The sequence below is a fragment of the Pseudoduganella lurida genome (genome assembly GCF_007830455.1).
Classification (GTDB): Bacteria; Pseudomonadota; Gammaproteobacteria; order Burkholderiales; family Burkholderiaceae_D; genus Rugamonas; species Rugamonas lurida.
The window spans coordinates 111,306-135,605 of sequence record NZ_VLLB01000011.1 but is presented as its reverse complement, the minus strand read 5'-3'; the positions used below and the strand labels follow the sequence as shown (position 1 = coordinate 135,605).

26 protein-coding genes are annotated in these 24,300 nt (G+C 65.8%); 7 read left to right on the top strand and 19 right to left on the bottom strand.

Going from position 1 to position 24,300, the window contains the following annotated elements; translation table 11 throughout:
• Positions 1-200: 200 nt before the first annotated feature.
• The 7 genes from IP91_RS23265 to leuS all read right to left on the bottom strand — a co-directional run bounded on the left by IP91_RS23265 (position 201) and on the right by leuS (position 9,213).
• Positions 201-1,409, bottom strand: a complete 1,209-nt coding sequence (locus IP91_RS23265; RefSeq protein WP_229474885.1) for a multidrug effflux MFS transporter — start codon at positions 1,407-1,409, stop codon at positions 201-203.
• A gap of 241 nt (positions 1,410-1,650) precedes the next feature.
• The gene (locus IP91_RS23260; RefSeq protein ID WP_371860645.1) at positions 1,651-2,874 is read right to left on the bottom strand and encodes a THUMP domain-containing class I SAM-dependent RNA methyltransferase; all 1,224 of its coding nucleotides are present in this window, start codon (positions 2,872-2,874) and stop codon (positions 1,651-1,653) included.
• A gap of 192 nt (positions 2,875-3,066) precedes the next feature.
• A complete protein-coding gene (locus IP91_RS23255) occupies positions 3,067-3,495 on the bottom strand; it encodes a CopD family protein (RefSeq protein WP_145652473.1) in 429 nt (142 codons plus the stop codon).
• Between the two features lie 44 nt (positions 3,496-3,539).
• Positions 3,540-4,823, bottom strand: coding sequence for a glutamate-5-semialdehyde dehydrogenase (locus IP91_RS23250; protein WP_229474882.1), 1,284 nt, complete (start codon positions 4,821-4,823; stop codon positions 3,540-3,542).
• A gap of 25 nt (positions 4,824-4,848) precedes the next feature.
• On the bottom strand, positions 4,849-5,865 hold the full coding sequence (gene holA / locus IP91_RS23245; RefSeq protein ID WP_145652470.1) for a DNA polymerase III subunit delta: 1,017 nt from the start codon (positions 5,863-5,865) through the stop codon (positions 4,849-4,851).
• Between the two features lies 1 nt (position 5,866).
• Positions 5,867-6,565 (bottom strand): LPS-assembly lipoprotein LptE, encoded by a 699-nt coding sequence (locus IP91_RS23240; RefSeq protein WP_145652468.1) that lies wholly within the window; start codon positions 6,563-6,565, stop codon positions 5,867-5,869.
• Positions 6,566-6,573: 8 nt separating this feature from the next.
• Positions 6,574-9,213, bottom strand: coding sequence for a leucine--tRNA ligase (gene leuS / locus IP91_RS23235; RefSeq protein WP_145652466.1), 2,640 nt, complete (start codon positions 9,211-9,213; stop codon positions 6,574-6,576).
• Positions 9,214-9,292: 79 nt separating this feature from the next.
• Between leuS and IP91_RS23230 the strand changes: the two genes are divergently transcribed.
• The 4 genes from IP91_RS23230 (at position 9,293) to map (ending at position 11,564) form a co-directional block, all read left to right on the top strand.
• Positions 9,293-10,042 carry a helix-turn-helix transcriptional regulator gene (locus IP91_RS23230; RefSeq protein ID WP_145652464.1) on the top strand — a complete coding sequence of 250 codons (750 nt, stop codon included), beginning with the start codon at positions 9,293-9,295 and terminating at the stop codon, positions 10,040-10,042.
• 78 nt (positions 10,043-10,120) lie between these two features.
• On the top strand, positions 10,121-10,486 hold the full coding sequence (locus tag IP91_RS23225; protein ID WP_145652462.1) for a VOC family protein: 366 nt from the start codon (positions 10,121-10,123) through the stop codon (positions 10,484-10,486).
• Positions 10,487-10,546: 60 nt separating this feature from the next.
• Positions 10,547-10,780 (top strand): ParD-like family protein, encoded by a 234-nt coding sequence (locus IP91_RS23220; protein WP_145652460.1) that lies wholly within the window; start codon positions 10,547-10,549, stop codon positions 10,778-10,780.
• Positions 10,773-11,564: a type I methionyl aminopeptidase gene (gene map / locus IP91_RS23215; protein WP_145652458.1), complete on the top strand. Its 792-nt coding sequence runs from the start codon at positions 10,773-10,775 to the stop codon at positions 11,562-11,564. The genes IP91_RS23220 and map overlap by 8 nt, the downstream gene beginning before the upstream one ends.
• 102 nt (positions 11,565-11,666) lie before the next feature.
• Here map and IP91_RS23210 read toward each other — a convergent pair whose 3' ends face one another.
• From IP91_RS23210 to IP91_RS23180, 7 genes are all read right to left on the bottom strand, one after another.
• The gene (locus IP91_RS23210; RefSeq protein ID WP_145652577.1) at positions 11,667-12,212 is read right to left on the bottom strand and encodes a YbhB/YbcL family Raf kinase inhibitor-like protein; all 546 of its coding nucleotides are present in this window, start codon (positions 12,210-12,212) and stop codon (positions 11,667-11,669) included.
• A gap of 80 nt (positions 12,213-12,292) precedes the next feature.
• Positions 12,293-13,117, bottom strand: a complete 825-nt coding sequence (locus IP91_RS23205; RefSeq protein ID WP_145652456.1) for a helix-turn-helix transcriptional regulator — start codon at positions 13,115-13,117, stop codon at positions 12,293-12,295.
• Between the two features lie 9 nt (positions 13,118-13,126).
• On the bottom strand, positions 13,127-13,453 hold the full coding sequence (locus IP91_RS23200; RefSeq protein ID WP_145652455.1) for a barstar family protein: 327 nt from the start codon (positions 13,451-13,453) through the stop codon (positions 13,127-13,129).
• Positions 13,453-13,887 (bottom strand): ExbD/TolR family protein, encoded by a 435-nt coding sequence (locus IP91_RS23195; protein WP_145652453.1) that lies wholly within the window; start codon positions 13,885-13,887, stop codon positions 13,453-13,455. Before IP91_RS23195 ends, IP91_RS23200 begins: the two co-directional genes overlap by 1 nt.
• Before the next feature lie 5 nt (positions 13,888-13,892).
• The gene (locus tag IP91_RS23190) at positions 13,893-14,615 is read right to left on the bottom strand and encodes a MotA/TolQ/ExbB proton channel family protein (RefSeq protein WP_145652451.1); all 723 of its coding nucleotides are present in this window, start codon (positions 14,613-14,615) and stop codon (positions 13,893-13,895) included.
• A gap of 18 nt (positions 14,616-14,633) precedes the next feature.
• Entirely contained in the window at positions 14,634-15,443 is an 810-nt protein-coding gene (gene dapB, locus IP91_RS23185; RefSeq protein WP_145652449.1) for a 4-hydroxy-tetrahydrodipicolinate reductase, read from the bottom strand.
• A gap of 25 nt (positions 15,444-15,468) precedes the next feature.
• A complete protein-coding gene (locus tag IP91_RS23180; RefSeq protein WP_371860644.1) occupies positions 15,469-16,071 on the bottom strand; it encodes an outer membrane protein assembly factor BamE in 603 nt (200 codons plus the stop codon).
• Between the two features lie 142 nt (positions 16,072-16,213).
• Here IP91_RS23180 and fur point away from each other — a divergent pair, with 142 nt between their 5' ends.
• Positions 16,214-16,642, top strand: coding sequence for a ferric iron uptake transcriptional regulator (fur, locus tag IP91_RS23175; RefSeq protein ID WP_145652445.1), 429 nt, complete (start codon positions 16,214-16,216; stop codon positions 16,640-16,642).
• A gap of 309 nt (positions 16,643-16,951) precedes the next feature.
• Here the strand turns inward: fur and hrcA are convergent, their stop codons facing one another.
• Positions 16,952-17,971, bottom strand: a complete 1,020-nt coding sequence (gene hrcA / locus IP91_RS23170; RefSeq protein ID WP_145652443.1) for a heat-inducible transcriptional repressor HrcA — start codon at positions 17,969-17,971, stop codon at positions 16,952-16,954.
• Positions 17,972-18,037: 66 nt separating this feature from the next.
• Positions 18,038-18,760, bottom strand: a complete 723-nt coding sequence (locus IP91_RS23165; protein ID WP_145652441.1) for an HAD family hydrolase — start codon at positions 18,758-18,760, stop codon at positions 18,038-18,040.
• A gap of 214 nt (positions 18,761-18,974) precedes the next feature.
• Between IP91_RS23165 and IP91_RS23160 the strand changes: the two genes are divergently transcribed.
• The gene (locus IP91_RS23160) at positions 18,975-19,601 is read left to right on the top strand and encodes a hypothetical protein (protein ID WP_145652439.1); all 627 of its coding nucleotides are present in this window, start codon (positions 18,975-18,977) and stop codon (positions 19,599-19,601) included.
• Between the two features lie 43 nt (positions 19,602-19,644).
• A complete protein-coding gene (locus IP91_RS23155) occupies positions 19,645-20,214 on the top strand; it encodes a hypothetical protein (RefSeq protein WP_145652436.1) in 570 nt (189 codons plus the stop codon).
• Between the two features lie 581 nt (positions 20,215-20,795).
• On the opposite strand, the gene rsmA is transcribed toward IP91_RS23155, so the two are convergent.
• The 3 genes from rsmA to IP91_RS23140 form a co-directional block, all read right to left on the bottom strand.
• Complete coding sequence (gene rsmA, locus IP91_RS23150; protein ID WP_145652434.1) at positions 20,796-21,581, bottom strand: 16S rRNA (adenine(1518)-N(6)/adenine(1519)-N(6))-dimethyltransferase RsmA; 786 nt, start codon at positions 21,579-21,581, stop codon at positions 20,796-20,798.
• Positions 21,582-21,655: 74 nt separating this feature from the next.
• Entirely contained in the window at positions 21,656-22,765 is a 1,110-nt protein-coding gene (gene pdxA / locus IP91_RS23145; RefSeq protein WP_145652432.1) for a 4-hydroxythreonine-4-phosphate dehydrogenase PdxA, read from the bottom strand.
• Between the two features lie 31 nt (positions 22,766-22,796).
• Positions 22,797-24,227 (bottom strand): peptidylprolyl isomerase, encoded by a 1,431-nt coding sequence (locus IP91_RS23140; RefSeq protein WP_145652430.1) that lies wholly within the window; start codon positions 24,225-24,227, stop codon positions 22,797-22,799.
• Positions 24,228-24,300: the final 73 nt, after the last annotated feature.

Below are 24,300 nucleotides of genomic sequence, written 5' to 3'. Positions count from 1 at the left end.
TACGTGCGGCATGCCACCCAGCTCGTTGCCGGGCGCTTTGGCCCGGCTTTTATAGTGTTTTTCGGTGAACCGTTGCGCTGCAGGAAGCTTGCTATTTTATTTACGCAGCGCAACTAAAAGACCATGCTAGCATAAAACCCCGTTAGCTTGCAGTAAAGATAAATTCTGTGGGGAATTTAACAACCGGCGTAACTGCCATGCTAACCAATAGTTTGCGGCGCCAGCATGCGCCGGTAGCGGCGTGCCGTCAACCACAATCCCAGTGCGCAGGCCGTGAAGGCCAGCTGGCCCAGCGCCAGCCACAGCACGGAGCCGGAGAGGGCCGGCGCGATCAGGCCCGCCACGATGGCGCCCATCAGCGTCGTCTCGAACGACTGGCAGGAAGCCACCGTGCCGCGGATGTGCGGGAACAGGTCGAGCGCCATCAGCGTGGCGGCCGGCGACACGATCGACATGCCGAAGGTGTAGAAGAAGATCGGCAGCACGGTCCACGGGATCGATGGCGCCATGAACGTGTGCCACAGCGCGTTGACGGCCGCCGCGCCGAGCAGGAACGCGAAGCCGATGGCGACCTGCCGTTCGACGGCCATCTTGCCGGCCAGCCGGTTGGCGAACAGCGCCCCGGTGAAGATGCCGGAGACGGACGGGATGAACAGCCACCCGAACTGGTCCGGCCCCAGGTGCAGCTGCTTCGGCAGCATTTCCGGCGCCGCCGTGATGTAGACGAACAGGCCGGCGAAGTTCAGTGCCACCACCAGCGACTTCATGTGGAACAGCGGCGAGCCGAGGATCTGGCGGTAGCTGCCCACCAGGAAGCGCGGATTGAACGGCTGGCGCTTGTGCAGCGGCAGCGTCTCGGGCAGGCGGCGCCAGCACACGATGAACAGGATCACGGAGAACGCGAACAGCGCCAGGAAGATGGCGCGCCAGTCCAGGTACTTGACGATCACGCCGCCCATGATCGGCGCCACCGCCGGCGCGATCGAGAAGATCATCGTCACCAGCGACAGCAGCCGGGCCGCTTCCGCGTCGTGGTACAGGTCGCGGATGATGGCCCGGCCCACGACCACGCCGGCGCCGGCCGACACCCCCTGCAGCATGCGGAAGAACCACAGATACTGCACGCTGTGCGCCGAGGCGCAGCCGATGGTGCCGATCGCGAACAGCACCAGCGAGACGAGGATCACGTTGCGGCGCCCGAACGCATCGGACAGCGCGCCATGCCACAGCACCATGCCCGCGAACGCCAGCATGTAGGCGGTGAGGCTTTGCTGCACCTGGATCGACGTGGCGCCCAGCGACTGCTGGATTTCCGGGAAGGCTGGCAGGTAGGCATCGATGCAGAACGGCCCGAGCATCGACAGCGCGGCCAGGACCACGGCCAGCGCCCCATGGCTCAGGGGGCGCATGTGCGGCTTGGTACGTGGCGGAACGGGTGGTACGGGGTCGGAATCGGGCAGGTCGGCGGGAGTTTCGGGGAGCATGGGGGGTTGTCTGTTCTGTCTGTCGGCAAGTCGTTGCAATCAGGTCGCAGCAATCAAATCGGGGACAGCCACCTATTTTCGGGCAATATTGCCCGAAAATAGGTGGCTGTCCCCGAAGTTCGCCGGGCTGCTTCGTCCGGCCGCTTACTTCTGGATGACGGCGGGCTTACTCGGCGCTTTTCGGCTTGGCTTCTTCGCGCCGGTTGAAGCCGGCGACCATGTCGAAGCGGAACAGGCGGCATTCCAGGGCGCCATTGAAGAATGGCGTCTTGCGGGCTTCCTTCAGGCGCAGCAGCTTCGGCAGGTTCAGGTCGGCGGTGAACAGGTAGGCCGTCCAGCCGGCGAAGCGCTGTTTCAGCGTCTTCGAGAAATCGGCGTAGAACGACTTCGCCAGATCATCTTCCGGCAACGTGCTGTCGCCGCGCACGCCGATCCGTTCGCCATACGGCGGATTCGTCACGACCATGCCCGGCTGTCCCTCTGCCAGGGTGACCGGTGCCTGCACCTGCTGCGCCTCGATCTGCTTCAACGGTATGTCGAAAAGGATACCGGCATTCCTGAGATTGTGTCGCGTCATTGCGACCATGTCACCTGAAATGTCGGAGCCGAAGATGGTCGGTTCCGCCGGCAGCGGGTGCGGCTTGACGGCGGCCTTCATCGCCTGCCATGGCGCCGGGTCGAAGTCGTGGAATTTCTCGAACGCGAACGGGCGGCGCACGCCGGGCGGAATGCCCTGCACCATCTGCGCGGCCTCGATCAGGATGGTGCCGGAGCCGCACATCGGGTCGAACAGGGGGATGCCCGGCTTCCAGCCCGCCACGCGCAGCAGGCCCGCGGCCAGGTTCTCGCGCAGCGGCGCGTCGCCCGTCTCGGAACGCCAGCCACGCTTGAACAGCGCCTCGCCGGAGGTGTCCAGGTAGATGGTGAACTGTTTCTGGTCGAGGAAACCGGCGATGCGCATGTCCGGCTCCTTCGTGTCGACGGACGGGCGCTTGTTGTACATGTCGCGGAAGCGGTCGCACACGGCGTCCTTGATCTTCAGCGTGATGAACTCGATGCTTTTCAGCGGCGACTTGATGGCGGTGACATCGACGCGGATCGTGTGGTCGACGCCGAACCATTCTTCCCAGGGCTGGGCGAGTACCAGGTCATAGATGTCGTTCTCGTTCTGGTAGTGGCACACGCCCATGCGCATCAGCACGCGCGAGGCGATGCGCGAATGGAGGTTGACGCGGTAGGCGTCGAACAGGTCGCCGGAGCAGTGCACGCCGCCGGGCACCTGGTTGTGCACCTTCAGCGTGGGGCTGGCGGTGGTCTGCGCGATCTCGGCCAGCTCTTCGGCCAGCGCCGCCTCCATGCCGCGCGGGCATGGGCAAAAATAGGAAGTCATTTGGGGAACCCTTTATCCGTTGTAAAAATGTGTTGCTCAAAATCGGGGACAGTCCCCGATTTTTGGAAATATTGCTAAACCCCATTCACGTACGAGAGGGGTTCGGTGCCAGTGTTGTAAAAACGAGTGTTGTAAAAATGTGTTGCCCAAAATCGGGGACTGTCCCCGATTTTGGGAAATATTGACGTGAGGTTAGAACGGTTTGACGACCACCAGGATCACGATCGCCAGCAGCAGCAGCACGGGGACCTCGTTGAACCAGCGGTAGAACACGTGGCTGCGCGTGTTGACGCCCCGTTCGAATTTCTTCAGCAGGGAGCCGCACGCGTGGTGGTAGCCCAGCGCCAGCACGACCAGCGTCAGCTTGGCGTGCAGCCAGCCCGGCAGCTTCATGCCGTCCGGCGTGCTGTACTGCAGGTACGCGACGATCAGCCCGAACACGATGGCCGGCACGGACAGCATCGTCATGAAGCGGTACAGCTTGCGGGCCATCAGCAGCAGCCGCTCCGTCGTGGCGCCCGGAGTTTCCTGGGCCAGGTTGACGAAGATGCGCGGCAGGTAGAACAGGCCGGCGAACCAGGAGGTGACGAAGACGATGTGCAGCGCTTTGATCCAGAGCATGGGGATTCCTGTAGGGCGCCCGGCTGGAGTGCCGGGGCCGGGATTTACTTGCGGGTTTCGCCGTGGCCGAACACCACGTACTTCAGCGACGTCAGGCCTTCCAGCCCCACCGGGCCGCGCGCGTGCAGCTTGTCGTTCGAGATGCCGATCTCGGCGCCCAGCCCGTACTCGAAGCCATCGGCAAAACGGGTCGACGCGTTGACCATCACCGAAGCGGAATCCACCTCGCGCAGGAAACGCATGGCGGCGCTGTAGTCTTCCGTGACGATCGCCTCGGTGTGCTTCGACGACCAGGTGTTGATGTGGTCCATCGCCGCATCGATGCCGTCGACGACTTTCACCGCCAGGATCGGCGCCAGGTATTCCGTCGACCAGTCTTCTTCCGTGGCGCGCACCAGGTGCGGATATGCGGCGCCTTCCAGGATCGCGTAGCTCGCCTCGTCGGCACGCAGCTCGACCTGCTCGGTCAGGTAGCGCTGTGCCAGCGCGGGCAGGATGCTGGCGGCGACCGCGCGGTCAACCAGCAGCGTTTCCATCGTGTTGCAGGTGCCGTAGCGGTGGCACTTGGCGTTGAAGCCGATGTCCAGCGCCTTCTGCAGGTCGGCTTTCGCGTCGATGTACACGTGGCAGATGCCGTCCAGGTGCTTGATCATCGGGACGGTCGCTTCCTGCATGAGGCGCGCGATCAGGCTCTTGCCGCCGCGCGGCACGATCACGTCCACGTACTGCGGCATCGTGATCAGCGCGCCCACGGCCGCGCGGTCCGTCGTGTCGACGACCTGCACACCGTCTTCCGGCAGGCCCGCCTCCAGCAGCGCCGCCTTGACGATCTTCGCCAGCGCGCGGTTGCAGTGGATGGCTTCCGAGCCGCCGCGCAGGATGGTGGCGTTGCCGCTCTTGATGCACAGGCCTGCCGCATCCACCGTCACGTTCGGGCGTGCCTCGTAGATGATGCCGATGACGCCCAGCGGCACGCGCATCTGGCCCACCTGGATGCCGGTCGGGCGCGTCTTCATGTTCGAGATCTCGCCTACCGGATCGGGCAGCGCGACGATCTGGCGCAGGCCTTCGATCATCGTGGCGATGGCCTTGTCGGACAGCGCCAGGCGGTCCAGCAGCGCCGGCGCCAGGCCATTGGCCAGGGCGGCGTCCATGTCCTGCCGGTTGGCAGCGCGCAGCGCATCGGCCTCGCGCTCGATGGCCTGGGCGATCAGTTCCAGCGCCCGGTTGCGGGTGGCGCTGCTCGCACGCGCCATGGCGCGCGACGCGGCCCGGGCACGCTGGCCCAGCGCCTGCATGTAATCATTGATACTGGCTACGGCATTCATCGGCTGATCCTCATCTACCCTCGTGCTACCCTCGTGCTACCTTCAGCGCCAGCTGCAGCATGGCGTCCCACTGGTCGCCCGCGTACGCCTTCGCGCGCAGGCCCTTGACCATCCTGTCCACCTGGGCGCCCTGCTGCAGCGCCGCTTCCAGCGTTCCCAACGAGACGCGGCGCAGCGCCGGTTCCATCATGCGCTCGCGCGGCCCCCAGATGCGATGCTCCTTCAGCAGCGCGCCCAGCGGCCGGCCCTGCGCCATCCCTGCCTTCAATTTTAGCAGCGTGCGGATCTCTTCCGACACGGCCCACAGCACCAGCGGCAGCGCCTCGCCCTCGCCCTTCAGGCCTTCCAGCATGCGCACCAGCCGCGCCACGTCGCCGCCCAGCATCGCCTCGGACAGCTTGAATACATCGTAGCGCGCCACGTTCAGCACGGCGTCGTGCACCTGCTCGTAGGTCAGCTTGCCAGGCTCGTGCAGCAGGCCCAGCTTCTGGATCTCCTGGTGCGCCGCCAGCAGGTTGCCCTCGACGCGGTCGGCGATGAAGTCCAGGCTCTGCCGGTCGGCGCTCTGCCCCTGCATCGACAGCCGCAGCGAAATCCAGTTCGGCAGCTGCGCCCGTTCCACGTTCGGAATCTCGATGTAGACGGCGGCCTGCTGCAGCGCGCCGACCCAGGCCGCCTTGGCCGTCTGCCAGTCCAGCTTCGGCAGCGTGATGATCGTCAGGTTGTCCGGCGACAGATCTTTTACATATGCCTGCAGCGCGGCGCCGCCATCCTTGCCCGGCTTGCCGGTGGGGATGCGCAGCTCGATCAGCTTCTTGTCGCCAAACAGCGAGAGCTCCTGGTTGGCGGCCAGCAGCTGGCCCCACTTGAAGCTGCGCTCCACCGTCAGCACGTCGCGTTCGGAAAAGCCCTGGGCGCGCGCGGTGCGACGGATCTTGTCCGCCGCTTCCAGCGCCAGCAGGTGCTCGTCGCTGGTGATCACGTACAGGGGCGCGAGGGACTTGGCGAGCTGCCCGTCCAGCGCTTCGGCGCGCAGCTGCATGCTACTCCTGGCGGCGTGTGGTCGGTTCGGTCGACTGTTCGGTCGGCGCGGCCGACGGCATCGCCGGCACCGGCGACACGCCCTCACCGGTGGCCGGTGCCACCGAACCCGGCGCCGTCACGCCCGGCACGGTCAGCGGGCTGACGGTGCTGGTGGGCGTGGCATCGGGACGCGACGGCTTGATGGCCGCCATGCGGCGCATCATCTGCTGCACCAGGTCGGCCTGCATGTCGCGGTACAGCTGCGCCTCTTCCTTCTCCTTCGCCAGCAGCTGCGTCTGGTCGAACGTGATCGGGCGGGTCAGCACGATCTGCGTGGGACCGAGCAGCTCCTTGCCGGCACCGTCGGTGACGCGGAACAGGATGTTATACGACAGCAGGTACTCGCTCACGCGGCCGGCACTGTTCAGCGACAGGATCGACTTGCTGCGGGTTTTCTCAGGATCGGTCAGCACCTCGACCACGCCGGCTGCCGACTTCGCATCGTTGACGACGACCGTGCTGCCGTTGACGCGGATATTGCGTTTCAGCTCGATCGCCAGCGGCGACGAATCGGGCAGGCCGATGTACATCGACGCGAACGGCAGCGTGTAGTTGCCGCCCGAGCCGCGCAGGTGGAAGCCGCAGGCCGTCAGAGAAACTGCACTACCAGCCAGCGCGGCGACGAGTACAGCGTTCCGGGCGAAAGTCTTCAATGTCATCGTCATTCTCACACCACGATGTTGACGAGTTTGCCCGGCACGACGATGATCTTCTTCGGCGTCCCTTCGATGAACTTCTGCACGCTCTCCTCGGCCAGCGCGGCCGCTTCGATGGCCGCCTTGTCGAGGCCCTTGGCCACCTTGACGGAGCCGCGCAGCTTGCCGTTCACCTGGATCATCATCTCGATCTCGGACTGTTCCAGCGCGGCCGGATCGACCAGCGGCCAGGCCGTATCCAGGATGTCCTTGTTCACGGCCGCATAGCCCAGCTCCTGCCACAGCACGTGCGTGATGTGCGGCGCGACGGGGTTCAAGAGGCGCAGGAAGATCGACAGGCCCTCGGAGATGACGGCCGACGATTCGGCGCTGTCATCCAGCTTGGCCGATTCGAGCGTGTTCAGCATCTTCATGCCGGCCGAGACGACCGTGTTGTACTGGATGCGCTTCAGGTCGTAGTCGGCCTGCTGCAGGATCTTGTGCAGTTCGCGGCGCAGCGTCTTGCCGGCGTCCGTGGTGGCGCCGGCAGTGACGACGGCCTTGGCGGCGCTCACGCGGTCCTTCTGCGCGTAGGCATAGGCCCAGACGCGGCGCAGGAAGCGGTTGGCGCCTTCCACGCCGCTGCCCGACCATTCCAGCGTCTGCTCCGGCGGCGAGGCGAACATCGTGAACAGGCGGGCCGTGTCGGCGCCGTACTGCTCGATCTGGGCCTGCGGGTCGATGCCGTTGTTCTTCGACTTCGACATCTTCTCGGTGCCGCCGATCGACACGGGCTGGCCATCGGACCTCAAGAGCGCGGAGATCGGGCGCCCCTTGTCGTCGGCCGTCAGTTCCACGTCGGCCGGGTTGAACCAGGTCTTCTTGCCGCTGTCTTCTTCGCGGTAGTAGGTCTCGTTCAGTACCATGCCCTGCGTGAGCAGGTTGACGAACGGCTCGTCGAACTTCACCAGGCCCAGGTCGCGCATCACCTTCGTCCAGAAGCGCGCATACAGCAGGTGCAGCACGGCGTGCTCGATGCCGCCGATGTACTGGTCCATCGGCATCCAGTAGTCGTTGCGCGCATCGACCATGGTGTCCGAACCGGGCGACGTATATTTCATGTAGTACCACGACGAATCGACGAACGTGTCCATCGTGTCCGTCTCGCGGCGCGCCGGCTTGCCGCATTTCGGGCAGTCGCACTTGAGGAAGGCTTCGTGCTTGTTCAGCGGGTTGCCCGTGCCGTCCGGCACGCAGTCTTCCGGCAGCACGACCGGCAGGTCCTGTTCCGGCACCGGCACGGCGCCGCAGTCGCCGCAGTTGATCATCGGGATCGGCGTGCCCCAGTAGCGCTGGCGCGAGATGCCCCAGTCGCGCAGGCGGAACGTGACCTTCTTCTCGCCCAGGCCCAGCGCGGCCAGGTCGGCAGCCACCGCGTCGACGGCTTCCTTGTACTTCAGGCCATCGTACTTGCCGGAGTTCGTGACGACGGAGATCTCCTTGTCGCCATACCATTCCTGCCAGGCGTCCAGCGAGTAGTCCTTGCCTTCGGCGGTAATCACCTGCTTGATCGGCAGGTTGTATTTCTTGGCGAACGCGAAGTCGCGCTCGTCGTGCGCCGGCACGCCCATCACGGCGCCGTCGCCGTAGGTGATCAAGACGTAGTTGCCGACCCAGACCTCGACCTGCGCGCCGGTGAGCGGGTGCGTGACGAACAGGCCGGTGGGCATGCCCTTCTTTTCCATCGTGGCCATGTCGGCCTCGATCACGGAACCCATCTTGCACTCGGCAATGAAGGCCTGCAGTGCAGGGTTGTTTTTCGCTGCATGCGTGGCCAGCGGGTGCTCGGCCGCGACAGCGCAGAACGTCACGCCCATGATCGTGTCCGGGCGCGTGGTGAACACGTACAGCTTGCCGTCCTGGACTTTCTGGCCATCGTCGCCGGTGATGTCATGCGGGAAGGCGAAACGCACGCCGGTCGACTTGCCGATCCAGTTCGACTGCATGATGCGCACGCGCTCGGGCCAGCCGGGCAGCTTGTTGTCGACGTGGTCCAGCAGCTCTTCCGCGTAATCGGTGATGCGCGCGTAGTACATCGGGATCTCGCGCTTCTCGATGAGGGCGCCGGAACGCCAGCCGCGGCCATCGACCACCTGCTCGTTGGCCAGCACGGTCTGGTCCACCGGGTCCCAGTTCACGGTACCCGTCTTCTTGTAGATGATGCCCTTCTCGAGCATCTTCAGGAACATCCACTGGTTCCACTTGTAGTACTCGGGCTTGCAGGCCGTCATTTCGCGCGACCAGTCGATGGCCAGGCCCATCATCTCCATCTGCGCACGCATGTGGGCGATGTTCGAATAGGTCCACTGCGCCGGCGGCACGTTGTTCGCCATCGCCGCGTTCTCGGCGGGCATGCCGAACGCATCCCAGCCCATCGGCATCAGCACGTTGTAGCCGTTCATCCGCAGGTAGCGGTACATCACATCGTTGATCGTATAGTTGCGCACGTGCCCCATGTGCAGCTTGCCGGACGGGTAAGGCAGCATCGAGCAGGCGTAGTATTTACCCTTCGGGAAACGGGGATCGTTTTCGACGGCCTTGTAGGCATCGATGGCTTTCCAGTGCGATTGAGCGGCTTGTTCGACGTCGGCGGAACTATATTTGTCTTGCATGATGGATGCAGAAAGTGGAATTGGATATGAACCGGCCATTATACCGGCTTGAACCTTGCAATAGCGTGAGCGGCGGCCAATGAGCTATCGGGAGTATCGGCCGCATCCGGCATTGGCACCGCACGTGGCCTGCCTGTGGACGCTGCGCGTGGCCGGCCCGGTCTCCGCCACTGCCCCGCACGTGCACCGGGTCCTTCCCGACAACTGCATCGACATCCTGTGGCAGGACGGCGGCACGGCCGCGTTCGCGGTGGGCATGATGAGCGCCTCGATCCTGGTGCCGGCCTCCCGCCCCGTGCGCACGGTGGGCGTGCGCTTCAAGCCCGGCGCGGCGGGGCTGTTCCTCGGCCTGCCCCTGGCGGAACTCACGGACACGCGTGCCGGCCTGGCCGACCTGTGGGGCAGCGCCGCCGCGGCACGGCTGGACGATGCGCTGTGGACGAGCGAGCTGGCCGATGCGCAGCGCGTTGCGATCCTGGAGCGCGAGCTGCTGGGGCGGCTGGCACTTGCCGGTCCCGGCCAGCCGACACTGGCGCTGCGGGCCGTCGCGGCATTCGAAGCGGCGCATGGCGACCTGCGCATCGAATCGGTGGCGGAACGGCTCGGTGTCTCGCGCCAGCATTTCGCGCTGCAGTTCCGCCAGCAGGTGGGCCTGTCGCCCAAGCTGTTCGCCCGCATCTGCCGCTTCCGGCGCGCGCTGGCTCTGCTGCGCGAGCCTGGCCGCACCGAGGACATGACCACGCTGGCCGCCGACTGCGGCTACTTCGACCAGTCGCACCTGATCCGCGATTTTCATGATTTTGCCAATGCGGCACCCGGCGGGCTTTGAAACGTCCGCCTTCCATTTTTCCAATTCCCGTCGGCGGCTTCATGGCATCATGGTTTTTTACCAACCAGCGAGGACGCCATGATCAAAGGACTGCGCACCGCCATCTATCCCGTCAACGACCTGGCCGCCGCCAAGGCCTGGTATGCCCAGGTGTTCGGCACCGAGCCCTATTTCGACGAGCCGTATTACGTGGGTTTTACCGTGGGCGGCTTCGAACTGGGGCTGCTGCCGGACGGCGAACCGGGCAAGACGGGTGTCCAGCTGTACTGGGGCGTGGACGATATCGCGGCCGAGGTCCAGCGCATCACGGCACTCGGTGCCACGGTCCACTCGGCGATCCAGGATGTGGGCGAAGGCATCAAGGTGGCCGAGCTGGCCGATCCGTTCGGCAATGCTCTGGGCCTCATCGAAAATCCGAACGTCGATCCCCGGGCCTTCCGCTGACAGCGCACACGAAGCCATGGTAATATACGGTTCGTATATAGACCGTATAAAGGCATTTCCATGGGCATCGTCAAGATCTCCGACCAGATGCATGAAAACCTGCGCATCGCGAGCGGCGCCCTGAGCCGCTCGATCAATGCGCAGGCCGAGCACTGGCTGCGCATCGGCCTGCTGGCCGAAACCAATCCCGACCTGAACTACAGCGAGCTGTGCCAGCTGCTGCTGCGCGGCGACGCCGGCCAGGGCCCGCTGCGCCTCGGCCCCGTCCCGCGGGAGGCGCTGCACGATGCGTAAGAAGAAAGACGACGCCATCCTGATCAAGTCCCCCGAACAGGTGGAACTGTCGCGCATCGCCGGCCAACTGGCGGCCGACGTGCTGACGATGATCGGCCCGCATGTGAAGCCCGGCGTCACCACCGAGTACCTGGACCAGCTGTGCAACGACTACATCGTCAAGGTGCAGCAGGTCATTCCCGCCAACGTGGGGTATGCCGGTTTCACGAAGACCGTCTGCACGTCCGTCAACGAGGTGGTCTGCCACGGCATTCCGTCGCCGAAGAAGATCCTGAAGGACGGCGACATCATCAACATCGACGTGGCAGTGATCAAGGACGGCTGGTTCGGCGACACGAGCCGCATGTACTACGTGGGCAATGTGAGCAAGGCCGCGCGCAAGCTGTGCGACGTGACGTATGACGCCATGTGGGCCGGCATCCGCGCCGTCAAGCCGGGCAATACGCTGGGCGACGTGGGCCACGCGATCCAGGTGGTGGCCGAGAAGGCCGGCTACTCGGTGGTGCGCGACTACTGCGGCCACGGCATCGGCATGGTCTACCACGAGGATCCGCAGGTGCTGCACTATGGCCGCCCCGGCCTCGGCCTGAAGCTGGAGCCGGGCATGATCTTCACGATCGAACCGATGATCAACGAAGGCAAGCACGGCACCCGTTCGATGCCGGACGGCTGGACCGTCGTCACGCAGGACCGCTCGCTGTCCGCCCAGTGGGAGCACATGGTGGTCGTCACCGCGACGGGCTTCGATGTGCTGACGCTGGCGCCGGGCGAGAAGGCTGCCTGACGAATCGCGCATCTAGAATCGGGGACAGGCACCTATTTTGGAGCAACACGCGTGTTGCGCCGAAATAGGTGCCTGTCCCCTTGCCTTCGCCGTTTTCGTTCCTTACCTGCCATACCGCGCCGTCACCTGCGCGCTGCCGATCCGGTTCGCATGCACCATGAATCCGATCAGCGCCGGCGATGCATCCGCCGGCACGTCCAGCTTCTCCACCTTCAGCGCATGGACCGTGAACACGTAGCGGTGCGGCTTGTCGCCCGCCGGAGGACAGGCGCCGCCGAAATCCTGCGTGCCGAAGTCGTTGCGCCCCTGCCGCGCACCGGCTGGCAGCGCCGTACCATCCGCCTGCCCCGCCCCGCTTTCCAGTGAGCGCGTGGCGGCAGGCAGATCGAACACCACCCAATGCCACCAGCCGCTGCCGGTCGGCGCATCCGGGTCATACGCGGTGATGACGAAGCTCTTCGTGCCGGCCGGCGCGTCGCGCCACGCCAGTTGCGGCGAGCGGTTACCGCCCGTGCAGCCGAAGCCCTGGTAGAGCTGCTGCGCCCCCAGCGCGCCGCCATCGTTGAAATCCCTGCTGCGCAGGTCGAGCGCGTGACCAAGAGCCGGTAACGCCAGGGCGGCGCAAAACAGAAGACGGTTGAAGTGCATGCTGGTTCCTTTCGCGATGAAGAGGCTCCAGCATGCCGCGCCTGGCATGCGTCATTCGCTCAATCGGCGGCGCGAACCGCTCAGTCCACGCCGCCAATGGCCAGCGGCTCGACGCCGAAGCGCGCCGCGAACTGGCGGCAGAAGCTGGGCAGCGAACGGTAGCCGCAGGCGGCGGCAATCGCCCGCAGCGGCCGGCGCGTCGTCTGCAGCAGCGCCAGGCCATGGTGCAGCCGGGCGTCGCACAGCACGGTGCGCAGGGACGTGTCCTCGTCGGCCAGGCGGCGGCGCAGCGTGGCACCGCTCATGTGCAGGTGCGCCTCGAAATCGGCCGAGCACCAGTCGCGCTGCGGCGCGCCGGCCACCAGCAGGCGGATGCGCGCCGCCACCGACAGGTCCTGCGCCAGCCGGAACTGGCTGTCGCCGGCGCGGTGCAGCGCCAGCAGCACGCCCAGCAGCGCATGGTCGAGGGCCGCTTCGTCGGCGTGCTCATCGTGCAGCACCGCAAGCAGCTGCCGCAGTTCGGGATACAGGATGTCGAGGGGACCGTGGCTGTGGTTCGGCCCGGGCGACGGTGGCACGGAGTGCGCGTCCAGCAGGCTGCGCGCCAGGCCGATCACGCGCCACGGCAAGGGGATGCAGGCGGCGCGGTAGTCGCCCTGGCCCGGCACGTTCTGCACGGTGCCGCGCAACGCGCGGTGCAGCATCAGGTAATGGCCCACGCCCACTTCGGCGGTCGCGCCGCCTTCGGTGAAGAGCTTGGTGCCATGCAGCGGAATCACGAGGGCCGGCTGGTCGATGTCGACGGCGCGCAGGCTGTAGCGCTGCGTTGCGCGCACGATGAACTGTTCGAGTCCGCCCAGCCCTTCCTCCAGCCAGGCCGGCACCTGCGGGTTCCCGAGCTGCATGGGTGGTGCCTAGCGCAGCACCAGCCTCAGGGCCGGCTTCTCGCCATAATCCTCGTAGCGCTCGTTGATGCCGCCCACGCAGTAGACGATTTCTTCCAGCAGCGCCGGCGCCTGCGTCTTCATCAGTGCCGAATCGGTGATGACGATGTCCAGCACTTCGTTCGGCTGCAGCCGGAACTTGGTCATGCCTTCCTCGTCGCGCAGGTAGGAGAGAGCATCGATCCACGAATCCATCGTGGAGAACACGAAATCGTTGAAGCCGAACGCGGCGCGGCACGCCGTATGGAAATCGGCTTCGTCGCGCAGGGTTGCGCCATCCAGGGTCACGCTGGGCATTATTTCTTTTCCTTTGGGTCGGTGACGAACACCAGTTTCGTCAGGCCTGCCGTCTGCGCTGCGGCCATCAGCTGGGCCACCGCTTCGTAGCGGGTGGCGCGGTCGGCGCGCAGCTGGAGCTCGGGCTGGCTGCCGGCCTGCGACGCGCGGCGCGCCGCATCGGCCAGCCGGGGTTCGAGGTCGCCGTCTTTGAGCGCCGTGTCGTTCCAGTAGACGGTGCCTGCGGCGTCGATGGCGATGCGGATCGCATCCTGCGGTTGCGGGGCGCCGGCCGCCTGCGCCCTCGGCAGGTCCAGCTTCACCGCATGGGTGAACATCGGCGCGGACAGGATGAAGATCACCAGCAGCACCAGCATCACGTCCACCATCGGCGTGACGTTGATGTCGGCCATCGATTCCTTCTGGCGGTGGTGGTTGAAGGCGCCGAATGCCATGATCGTCAGTGCTTCGCGAGCGCCTGCGACACGGCGGGCGATGCGGGGTGCAATGCGGGCTGTGATGCGGGTTGCGTCAGGTACGCATGCAGGTCGTGCGCGAACGCATCGAGCTCGCCCAGCGTGAGCCGGTTGATGCGATTGAAGCCGTTGTAGGCCAGCACGGCGGGGATCGCCACCAGCAGGCCCACGCCCGTCATGATGAGCGCCTCGCCGACCGGGCCGGCCACCTTGTCGATCTCCACGGTGCCGGACGACGACACGGCCGCCAGCGCGTGATAGATGCCCCAGACGGTGCCCAGCAGGCCCACGAACGGCGCGGTGGAGGCGATCGAGGCCAGCACCGTCAGCCCCCGCTCCAGGCGCACGGTGGCGCGGTGGATCGCATCGCGCAGCAGGCGCGTGAGCTGCTCGGAACGGCCGACGGACGTGCCCAGCGAACTCGCCAGCCCGCTGCCGCCGGCCGCTTCGACGGTACCCTGTTCGGCCAGCGCCAGGTAGACCCCTTCCGCATCGCCGGCCACCACGACGGCCACGCCATCTTCCAGCGTGGGCGCGGCCCAGAAGCGCTGCACCACGGGCGCGCTGCGGCGCACCCGCCACGCCATCCAGCCTTTCGACAGGATGTAGAACCAGCTCGTCAGCGACATCGCCAGCAGCAGGTAGGCCACCGCGTGGCTGATCGCGTCGCCCCGTTCCCAGTAGCCGGCGAAGGTGAAGTGATCCATGCGTTCAGTGTACCGGCGTTACGTGTTCAGGCCCAGCACGGCATACATGTCGAACAGGCCGGCCGGCTTGTCGGCCAGGAAGCGTGCGGCGCGCAGCGAGCCCTGCGCGTAACCGGCGCGGCTGCTGGACTTGTGGCTGATCTCGATGCGCTCGCCGGTGCCGGCAAACAGCACGGTGTGGTCGCCGATGATGTCGCCGCCGCGCACGGTGGCAAAGCCGATCGTGGACGGATCGCGTTCGCCCGTCACGCCTTCGCGGCCGTACACGGCGCATTCCTTCAGGTCGCGGCCCAGCGCGTCGGCGATCACTTCGCCCATCTTGAGCGCGGTGCCGGACGGCGCATCGACCTTGTGGCGGTGGTGCGCCTCGATGATCTCGATGTCGTAGCCGGTGGCCAGGTTCTGCGCCGCCATTTCCAGCAGCTTCATCGTCACGTTCACGCCCACGCTCATGTTCGGCGCGAACACGACGGCGGTCTTTTCGGCGGCGGCGCGGATCGCGGCCTTGCCCGCGTCATCGAAACCGGTGGTGCCGATGACGACCTTGATGCCGTGCGCGGCGCAGTACTCGAGGTGCTGCAGCGTGCCTTCCGGACGGGTGAAGTCGATCAGCACGTCCGCGCCTTCCAGGCCTGCGGCCAGGTCGGACGTGACGATCGCACCGGACGCCTTGCCGAGGAACGTGGCGGCGTCCTGGCCCAGGCCCGCGCTGTCCGGCACGCCCAGGGCGCCGGACAGGCGCAGGTCGTCCGAAGCCAGCACGGCCTCCACCAGCATGCGGCCCATGCGGCCGCCGGCACCGGCGATGGCGATGTTCAGAGTGGTCATGCGCTTCCTTGCTGTTCTTGTTGGATTACTGGGCCGTGCCCGCGTTGATCTCGACCGGTGCGGCGGTGCCGGTATCCTGGCCGCCCGGCAGCGGCGCGCGCGTGGCGGCCGGCTGGTTTTCGCTGTTGCGCTTCTCGTCCTTCTTGAACTGCTTCACCGGGCCGGCGATGCGGGCGATGTATTCCTGCTCGCTCGGCAGTTCGCCGCCTTCGAAGCGGGCCACCTTGCCTTCCTTGTCGAAGTAGACGACGACGGTGGCCGTGGTCAGCTCGCCGCTGCCGCGCGTCAGGCGGAACGGGTAGTCCCAGCGGTCGGCATGGAAGATGTCGTTCAGCAGCGGCGTGCCCATGATGAATTTCACCTGGTCGCGCGTCATGCCCACCTTCAGCTGCGCCAGCATTTCCTTCGACACGAAGTTACCCTGCTGGATGTCCGGACGGTACGGCGAGAAGAACCACATGAAGCGCTGGATCTGCGAGACCTGCGTGGTGCGCGCCCCCTGCGACGGTTCCACCACGGGATTGGCCTGCTGGCTGACCTGCACGCCTTCTTTCGGTCCGAGCACGGTCTTGCCGGCGCAGCCGCCCAGCGCAAGCGCCACGCAGGCGGCGGCCGCGAAGAGCGGCACGCGACGTTTCAAGCTAGGCAAGACTGGTGCCGGAGTGGATTGCGATGCTGCCCGGGTGACGCGCATAAGTAACCTCAAAGATTGAGCGGAAGTGCCAAAACGCTATATCATAAAGCACTCCAGCCCAAACCGACTACCAGACATGAGTAACAGCCCCACCGACCTGAAGGCCAGCGGCCTGAAGGCGACCCTGCCGCGCCTGAAGATTCTCGACATCTTCCAGAACAGCCATGTGCGCCACCTGACGGCCGAAGACGTCTATAAAATCCTGCTGGCCGACAATATGGACGTCGGCCTCGCCACCGTCTACCGCGTGCTCACGCAGTTCGAGCAGGCCGGCCTGCTGCACCGCAACCACTTCGAGAGCGGCAAGGCGATCTTCGAACTGAACGAAGGCACCCACCACGACCACCTCGTCTGCCTCGACTGCGGCCGCGTGGAAGAATTCATGGACGATGAAATCGAAGCGCGCCAGCACCGTATCGCCGCCGAACGGGGCTTCAAGATCGCCGAACACGCGCTGGCCATCTACGGCAACTGCACGAAAACGGATTGCCCGCACCGGCACTGATTGCCTTCGCATCAACATCAACGGCCCGCGCGGGCCGTTTTTTTTACCTGGTTTTACATTGATGCCACCACCACTGACGCCGGCGGCACCGGGGTCCGACCCACAGCGCCCGGGGCGGCGATCATATTGTCAGCAATGCCGCGGGTCTGACCCCAGCCTTTTGCCAGCGCCATCGCGGAGCACGCAAACTGCTGGGGTCAGACCCGCGATAACGCTCGTGGCATCCGTCAACGCCAGTGGCGCTGTGGGTCAGACCCCGGTGCACGAGCTGTCTTGCGTCATCCGGCGGCTACGCGGCGCATAAGAGCCCTAACTCTGGCTGAGCGCATTCGACAGCAGGCGCGACGTGATATCGACGATCGGGATCACCCGCTCGTACGCCATGCGCGTCGGCCCGATCACGCCCAGCGTGCCGACGATCCGCCCGTTCGCCTCGTACGGCGCGGTGACGACGCTCATGTCGTCCATCGGCACCAGGCTCGATTCGCCGCCGATGAAGATCTGCACACCAGTGGCTTTCGACGACACGTCCAGCAGCTGCATCAGCCCCGTCTTCTGCTCGAACATGTCGAACATCTGCCGCAGCGAGCTCATGTTCGAGGACAGGTCGCTGACGGACAGCAGGTTGCGCTCGCCCGAGATGACCATATTGTCGTCCGCGCCCTCGGCCATCGCCGCGCTGCCCGCTTCCACCGCCGCCTGCATCAGGCGGCTCATGTCGTCGCGCAATTCGCGCAGCTCGCCCTGCAGGCGCGTGCGCACCTCGTCGAACGCCAGGCCGCTGTAGTGCTGGTTGATGAAGTTGGCGGACTGCTGCAGCTGCGCTGGCGTGTAGTCGACATCGGTCAGCAGCAGGCGGTTCTGCACGTCGCCGCCCGGCGCCACGATCACCAGCAGGATGCGTTTTTCGCCCAGGCGCAGGAATTCCAGCTGGCGGAACACGGATTCGCGGCGCGGCGTCATCACCACGCCGGCGAACTGGGACAGCGACGACAGCATCTGCGCCGCGTTCGCGATCAGCTTCTGCGGCGGCAGCGCCTGGCCGTGCAGGCGCGACTGGACGGCGCTCTCGTCGATCGTCTGCACCGTCAGCAGCGTGTCGACGAAGATGCGGTAGCCGCGCGGCGTGGGGACGCGGCCGGCGGACGTGTGCGGACTGGCCACATAGCCGAGCTCTTCCAGGTCGGCCATGATGTTGCGGATCGTGGCCGGCGACAGGTCAAGGCCGGAAATCTTGGACAGGGCGCGCGAGCCGACGGGCTGGCCGTCGGCAATGTAGCGCTCTACCAGGGCTTTGAGCAGGGTTTGGGCGCGGGTATCGAGTTGCATAGGGGTTTTGCTGGCTGACGCAATATTATGCACGGCTGGCGGCGCCGCGCGGTCACTCACGGTATATCAATGGTCCAATTGTTGTTCCAGCCACGCAATCAGCTCCTCGAGGCTGGCGCAGATGGCGTCCGGCACGATGCCCGCTTCCAGATGGGCCGTGCTGCCGGTGCGGTTCATCCACACGGCGCGCAGGCCGGCCTGCTGGGCGCCCTGCACGTCCAGGCGCAGGTCGTCGCCCACGTACACCGTTTCGGCGGGCGCCACGCCCAGCGCCGCGCAGGCGGCCAGGAAGATCGCCGGATCGGGCTTGGCCTTGCCGAACTGCGCGGCGGCCAGCGACACCTTGAAATGGTGGGCCAGGCCGATGACTTCAAGATCGGCATTGCCATTCGAAATGGACCCCAGGGTGACTTGGCCGGCCAGCCGCAAGAGGCCCGGCAGCACGTCGTCGTATGGCTGCACCGCGTTGCGGGCCGCCAGGTAGTGCTCCATTGCAGCGGCGATGCGTGAGACATCCTCGCCCACGTCGGCGAACGCCATTTCCAGGCCGGCGCGGCGCAGCGCCGCCAGGTCCAGATGCAGGTGCGGCTGTTCGGCCAGCAGTGCCAGCCGGCGCGCACGCAGCTCCTCGATGGAAAAGGCCTGCGCCACCCGGGGCGCGTGCTCGGCCAGCCAGGCATGCAGCGCCGCTTCGGCCGCGGCGATCACGGGCGCGATCGGCCACAGCGTGTCGTCCAGGTCGAACAGGACGGCCCGGGGGCGGGCCTGCGGTAAGGCGGTGTCTTTCATGCTGCCATTGTCGCACGGCCGGCGCGCCCTGCCCGGCCGTTCTCGTTGCCGTATCGGCAATGCGGTGCGCGGAAATCGCTTGTGGATCACATGTCGTTACAAGGATTTGTCGGGTCTTCATTGCAAATGCACTAAAATAAGCGCCGCTCATGTGCGCGCTCGGGGTTCATGCGCGGCACCGCAACCGACCTAATCGATTTGGAGAGTCTGAAGTATGAAGAGTATGTATGCGCGCGCAGGCGCAGGCGCGCTCTGCGCCGCGTTGCTGGCCGGTTGCGGCGGCGATGACAACGGCAGCCTGCTGCTGACCGTGACCGTGTACGGCCTGATCAAGCCGGGCCTGGTCCTGACCAACAACAACGGCGAGCAGGACCTGTCCGTTCCGGCCGGCAGCGATCCGTCACCCTCCGGCACGGGCCAGTCCGTGTATTTCCCGAACCTGATCGCCCAGGACGCCAATTTCAACGTCACGGTCAAATCGCAACCGACGGCCACCACCTGCACGCCGGTGGAAGGCAGCAATACCGGCAAGGCCAACTACTACAACGCGCAGCGCGTGGTGGTGCAGTGCGTGACCAACTCGTACAAGCTGGGCGGCACCATCTCCGGCCTGACGCAGGACCAGGTGACGCTGACCAACGGCAGCGTGACGGTCACCGTGCGCCCGGAAACGGGTTCGACGTTCACCTTCCCCGGCACCGTGTATGACGGCCTGAACTATGGCGTGACCGTGCTGACCCAGCCGAGCGGCCTGACCTGCAGCGTGCAGAACGGCACGGGCACGATGCCTTCCGGCGACATGCTGAATGTCGTCGTTACCTGCGCACCAAAAAGCGCCTGACGCCCCGGCACGCCGCGGCGTGCCCGTCACATTTGGAGAAAACATGAAAGCACAATTCCTGGGCGCGGCGCTGCTGGCGCTGGCGCTGGCCGGTTGCGGCGGCGAGTCCGATTTCACGATCGGCGGTTCCATCACGAACCTGAAGAATGCCGGCCTCGTGCTGGCCAACGGCGACGATACCCTCTCGGTGCCCGTCGGCGCCACCAGCTACAGCTTCCCGAAAACGGTTGCATATGGCGACAACTACAGCGTCGTCATCACCAAGCAGCCGGATCACATGACCTGCACGCCGACCGTCACCTCGGGCGCGGCCGGCCAGTTCGAAACGATCAGCGTGCCGATCACCTGCGCGCAGAACACCTACGCCGTCAACGTGACGGTGACTGGCCTGACGGCCGAAGGCCTGCAGCTGGTGAACGGCTCCAGCGGCACCGCGACGGTGACCGTGGCCGCGCCGACGGCGTCCTTCACCAGCATCCCGGTGGGCACGGCGTACGGCATCACGATCTACAACCAGCCGACCGGCCAGACCTGCACGATCGCCAACGGCGCCGGCGTGATGGGCGACGCGGACCGTTCCGACGCGGTGGTCACCTGCGTGAAGAACTCGTAATATTCACAAAGAGTATGAGAGGAATAGGAAAAATAAATTAGACGAATATGCGGCAACGCCGCATAATCCTTCCTGTCTCCTCCAACTCTTTCAAAGAATTGGATTTAGCCGGCTCCCTGAGCCGGCTTTTTTTTCGCCAGAATTTTGTGCCCGCTGGTGGCAGCTGGTGGCACGGCAGGATCTGGCACCATCCCAGCGACCCTATCAAATTTCAATAGCCATCGGCGCGAGAATGGCGTCAGACAACGGTTCCATTACGCCTCGCCATCCACCAGCCTCACAGGTATCTGACATCATTCTCGCCGATAGCCAATATTGCAGTCGAGTAGCGTGGCTGGTGTGGCATCGGACACCGACGTTCCATCGGCCAATCGAGAAATTCACAAACCGCATGAGTGCCATTGCGAAAATAAAGTAGCCCAATATGACGCAACGCATCATACTGATCCTGTCTCCTCCAACTTCTTCACAGAATTGGATTTTGCCGGCCCCGCGCCGGCATTTTTTTTGCCCGCGATTCATCCCAACAAAAAGCGCCGGGCTCCTGCGAGTCCCGGCGCTGTCGATGAAGCGTGGGGCAATCAGGCCCCGCCGCGCTCCCGCAGGCTGTTGGCCAGCGTGACATAGGATTCCATCGACACCGTCTCGGGCCGCGTGCCCGGATCGATGCCGGCGTCCAGGATCTGCTGCTCCGTGAACATGCCGGCCAGGCAGTTGCGGATCACCTTGCGGCGCTGCGAGAAGGCCTTCTGCACCACGGCCGACAGCGTGGCCTCGTCGCAGGCCAGCGGCGCGGCGATCGGGATCATGCGCACGATGGCCGATTCCACCTTCGGCGGCGGATCGAACGCTTCCGGCGGCACGATGAACATCAGCGCCATCCGGTAGCGCCACTGCAGCATCACGGACAGCCGGCCGTAGGCCTTGGTGCCCGGTTCGGCGACCATGCGCTCGACGACTTCCTTCTGCAGCATGAAGTGCTGGTCCTCGACCTGCGGCGCGAACGTGGCCAGGTGGAACAGCAGCGGGCTCGAGATGTTGTACGGCAGGTTGCCGACCACGCGCAGCTTCCTGCCTTCCGGGACCGGCAGGGTGCCGAAATCGAACTTCAGCGCATCGCCCGCATGCACCGTCAGGCGCTCCGCCGGGAAGCGCTTTTCCAGGCGGGCGACGAGATCGCGGTCCAGCTCCACCACGTGCATGTGCGGCAGGGACTTGAGCAGCAGGTCCGTCATGGCGGCCAGGCCGGGGCCGATTTCCACCATCGTGTCGCCGGGAGCCGGCGCGATGGCGGCGATGATGTCGGCCAGGACCTGGTCATCGTGCAGGAAGTTCTGGCCGAAGCGTTTGCGGGCGACGTGTTTCATGGTGCTTTCTGTTTCATGGGTTGCGTTGTGCTGCCGGATCCTGAAAATGGGGACGGACCCCATTTTCGAGGCAACTATCCTGATGTGCTGTTGCGGCCTGCCGGGCTGGCGGCGGCCATGCCGATGGCGGCTTCGATGGCCGCTTCCATGCTGCTGCTATCGGCGTGTCCCAAGCCGCGTTCTGCCAGGTCCAGCGCGGTGCCGTGGTCGACGGACGTGCGGATCAGCGGCAGCCCGAGCGTGACGTTGATGCCGCGCCCGAAGGTGGCATGCTTGAGCACCGGCAGGCCCTGGTCGTGGTACATCGCCAGCACGCAGTCGGCGTCCGCCAGGTACTTCGGCTGGAACAGCGTATCGGCCGGATACGGGCCGCGCGCATCGATGCCCCGCGCCCGCGCGGCAGCCAGCGCCGGTTCGATCACGTCGATCTCCTCGCGGCCCAGGTAGCCGTTCTCGCCCGCGTGCGGGTTCAGGCCGGTGACGAGGATGCGCGGCGCGGCGATGCCGAACCTGGCCTTCAGGTCGCGGTCGATGATGTCGAGCGTCGTGCCCAGGCCCGCGACCGTGATGGCGGCCGGTACCTCCTTCAGCGGCAGGTGCGTGGTGGCCAGCGCCACGCGGAGCTGGGGCACGTTCGGCAGCGCAGCCGGCGCGCCGGCCAGCATCATCACCACCTGCGCGGTGCCGGTGCGGTCGGCAAAGTATTCCGTGTGGCCGGAGAACGGCACGCCGGCATCGTTGATCGTGCTTTTCTGCAGCGGCGCGGTGGCGACGGCGGCAAACCAGCCCGCCGTGACGCCTTCGATCGCCGCATCGAGCGTGGCCAGCACGGCCCGGCCATTGGCGCTGTCGAGCCGGCCCGCCACCACATGGGCATCGAGGGGAATGTCGATCGCGCACAGCCGGTCCGGCCCGAAATGCGGCAGCCCGCCGTTGCGCACGGCCTGCAGCGACAGCGCGCTGATGCGGATGGCGGGATCGATCTCGCCGGCGATCATGGCGAGATACGCGGCATCGCCCAGCAGCACGGCGTTGACGCGCGTGCGCATCGCCCAGGCGGCGCGGATCGAGATTTCAGGACCGATGCCGGCCGGCTCGCCCGTGGTGACGGCGATGGCCGGGCGCGCATGCGGCCGGGAAGATGGGGGCACCGCCGGGCGCCCCCCTTGCTGATTGGCGCTCATCGATGCCTCCAGGGTTACGTCAATGACCGGCTCAGTTGCTGGCCTTCAGGTCGTCGCCGCGGTACTCGACATAGGCGCGGTCGCGCACCTCGCGCAGGAAGTCCTCGCCCGCTTCGGCGCTCTTGCGCTCGCGCAGCGCCAGACGTGCCTCGTTGCGCTTCTTGTCACGCGACATGTCTTCCGACTTGCGCTCCACCACCTGGATCAGGTGGTAGCCGAAGCTCGTCTCGACCACGCCGCTGACGTCGCCCGGCTTCAGGTCGTTCATCGCCTTCTCGAATTCCGGCAGCGTGTCGCCCGGGTACAGCCAGCCCAGGTCGCCGCCCTTTTTCGACGATTCGTCGGTCGAGTACAGGCGCGCCAGTTCCTCGAAGGTGGCGCTCTTGTTGTCCAGGCGCTCCTTCAGTTCGGCCAGCTTGCGCTTGGCATCGGCCGCCGTCGTGGTTGGCGTGACCTTCAGCAGGATGTGGCGGGCATGCGTCTGCTCGACGGCCGCTTCGGCCTGCGCCTGCGCCAGCGTGCGCTTCTCCACCAGCTTCAGGATGTGGAAGCCGGAAACGCTCTTCATCACGGGCGTGACCTGGCCCGGCTGGATCTTTTCCAGTGCCTCGGCGAACAGCGGCGGAATGCGGTCGGCCTGGCGCCAGCCCACGGCGCCGCCCTGCAGCGCGTCGGTGGCGTCCGAATAGGTGGCGGCGACTTTCGCGAAGTCGGCCCCGGTGCGCAGCTGGCGCATCACTTCCTCGGCGCGCTTCTGGCGCTGGGCGATCACGTCCGGCGTGGCGTTTTCCGGGATGCGCACCAGGATCTGCGCAATGTTCATCTCGTGCTGCTCGGCGGCGGCGGCCTGCTGGGCGGCCAGGAAGCTGTCCACTTCCGCTTCCGAGATCTGGATCTTGGCATCGACCTCGTGCTCCTTCAGGCGCGAGCTGATGATCTCCTCGCGGATCTCCTCGCGGAAGCTGGCGAACGGCGTGCCCTCTTTCTCGATCTGGTCGCGCAGCTGCTGCACGCTGAGCTTCTGCTGCTCGGCGATACGGCCGATGGCGCGGTCCAGCATCGTGTCGTCCACCCGCACGCCCATTTCCTGGGCCATCTGCAGCTGGGCGCGTTCGACGATCATGCGCTCCAGGATCTGGCGCTGCAGGTCGGCCACCGACGGCGGCTGGATGTTCTGCGCCTTCATGCGCGCCAGCGTGACGGTCACGCGTTCGGCCAGTTCGCGGCGCGTGATCACATCGTCGTTGACGACGACGGCGATCGAGTCGATTTCCGTGTTCTTCGATTGTCCCGGCGGCGTGAAGCCTTTGGTCTGGGCGGCAGCCGGTGCGGCCGCGGCAGGTGCTGCAGCAGGCGAAGCGGCGGCGGCGGGTTTCGCATCCTGCGCGGAGGCAGCGCCACCGGCGATGGCGCACAGCAGCAGGGCTGCAAGGGTGATCGGGTGCTTACTGGACTTACGCATAATGCAAACGCTTTTCAGGTCGGGGAAAAATCAAGGGATCAAGGATACCAGCACCGCACAGTGTAGCAGCATC

Coding starts and splice junctions, on each gene's coding strand:
- map (WP_145652458.1), top strand. CDS start 10,773: ATGCGTAAGAAGAAAGACGACGCCATCCTGATCAAGTCCCCCGAACAG.
- pdxA (WP_145652432.1), bottom strand. CDS start 22,765: ATGAGCGCCAATCAGCAAGGGGGGCGCCCGGCGGTGCCCCCATCTTCC.
- IP91_RS23140 (WP_145652430.1), bottom strand. CDS start 24,227: ATGCGTAAGTCCAGTAAGCACCCGATCACCCTTGCAGCCCTGCTGCTG.
- leuS (WP_145652466.1), bottom strand. CDS start 9,213: ATGCAAGACAAATATAGTTCCGCCGACGTCGAACAAGCCGCTCAATCG.
- IP91_RS23205 (WP_145652456.1), bottom strand. CDS start 13,117: ATGCAGCTCGGGAACCCGCAGGTGCCGGCCTGGCTGGAGGAAGGGCTG.
- hrcA (WP_145652443.1), bottom strand. CDS start 17,971: ATGCAACTCGATACCCGCGCCCAAACCCTGCTCAAAGCCCTGGTAGAG.
- IP91_RS23240 (WP_145652468.1), bottom strand. CDS start 6,565: ATGACATTGAAGACTTTCGCCCGGAACGCTGTACTCGTCGCCGCGCTG.
- fur (WP_145652445.1), top strand. CDS start 16,214: ATGAGTAACAGCCCCACCGACCTGAAGGCCAGCGGCCTGAAGGCGACC.
- IP91_RS23160 (WP_145652439.1), top strand. CDS start 18,975: ATGAAGAGTATGTATGCGCGCGCAGGCGCAGGCGCGCTCTGCGCCGCG.
- IP91_RS23155 (WP_145652436.1), top strand. CDS start 19,645: ATGAAAGCACAATTCCTGGGCGCGGCGCTGCTGGCGCTGGCGCTGGCC.
- IP91_RS23220 (WP_145652460.1), top strand. CDS start 10,547: ATGGGCATCGTCAAGATCTCCGACCAGATGCATGAAAACCTGCGCATC.
- IP91_RS23210 (WP_145652577.1), bottom strand. CDS start 12,212: ATGCACTTCAACCGTCTTCTGTTTTGCGCCGCCCTGGCGTTACCGGCT.
- IP91_RS23265 (WP_229474885.1), bottom strand. CDS start 1,409: ATGCGCCCCCTGAGCCATGGGGCGCTGGCCGTGGTCCTGGCCGCGCTG.
- IP91_RS23250 (WP_229474882.1), bottom strand. CDS start 4,823: ATGAATGCCGTAGCCAGTATCAATGATTACATGCAGGCGCTGGGCCAG.
- IP91_RS23200 (WP_145652455.1), bottom strand. CDS start 13,453: ATGCCCAGCGTGACCCTGGATGGCGCAACCCTGCGCGACGAAGCCGAT.
- IP91_RS23255 (WP_145652473.1), bottom strand. CDS start 3,495: ATGCTCTGGATCAAAGCGCTGCACATCGTCTTCGTCACCTCCTGGTTC.
- IP91_RS23225 (WP_145652462.1), top strand. CDS start 10,121: ATGATCAAAGGACTGCGCACCGCCATCTATCCCGTCAACGACCTGGCC.
- dapB (WP_145652449.1), bottom strand. CDS start 15,443: ATGACCACTCTGAACATCGCCATCGCCGGTGCCGGCGGCCGCATGGGC.
- IP91_RS23260 (WP_371860645.1), bottom strand. CDS start 2,874: ATGACTTCCTATTTTTGCCCATGCCCGCGCGGCATGGAGGCGGCGCTG.
- IP91_RS23165 (WP_145652441.1), bottom strand. CDS start 18,760: ATGAAAGACACCGCCTTACCGCAGGCCCGCCCCCGGGCCGTCCTGTTC.
- IP91_RS23230 (WP_145652464.1), top strand. CDS start 9,293: ATGAGCTATCGGGAGTATCGGCCGCATCCGGCATTGGCACCGCACGTG.
- IP91_RS23195 (WP_145652453.1), bottom strand. CDS start 13,887: ATGGCATTCGGCGCCTTCAACCACCACCGCCAGAAGGAATCGATGGCC.
- IP91_RS23190 (WP_145652451.1), bottom strand. CDS start 14,615: ATGGATCACTTCACCTTCGCCGGCTACTGGGAACGGGGCGACGCGATC.
- rsmA (WP_145652434.1), bottom strand. CDS start 21,581: ATGAAACACGTCGCCCGCAAACGCTTCGGCCAGAACTTCCTGCACGAT.
- holA (WP_145652470.1), bottom strand. CDS start 5,865: ATGCAGCTGCGCGCCGAAGCGCTGGACGGGCAGCTCGCCAAGTCCCTC.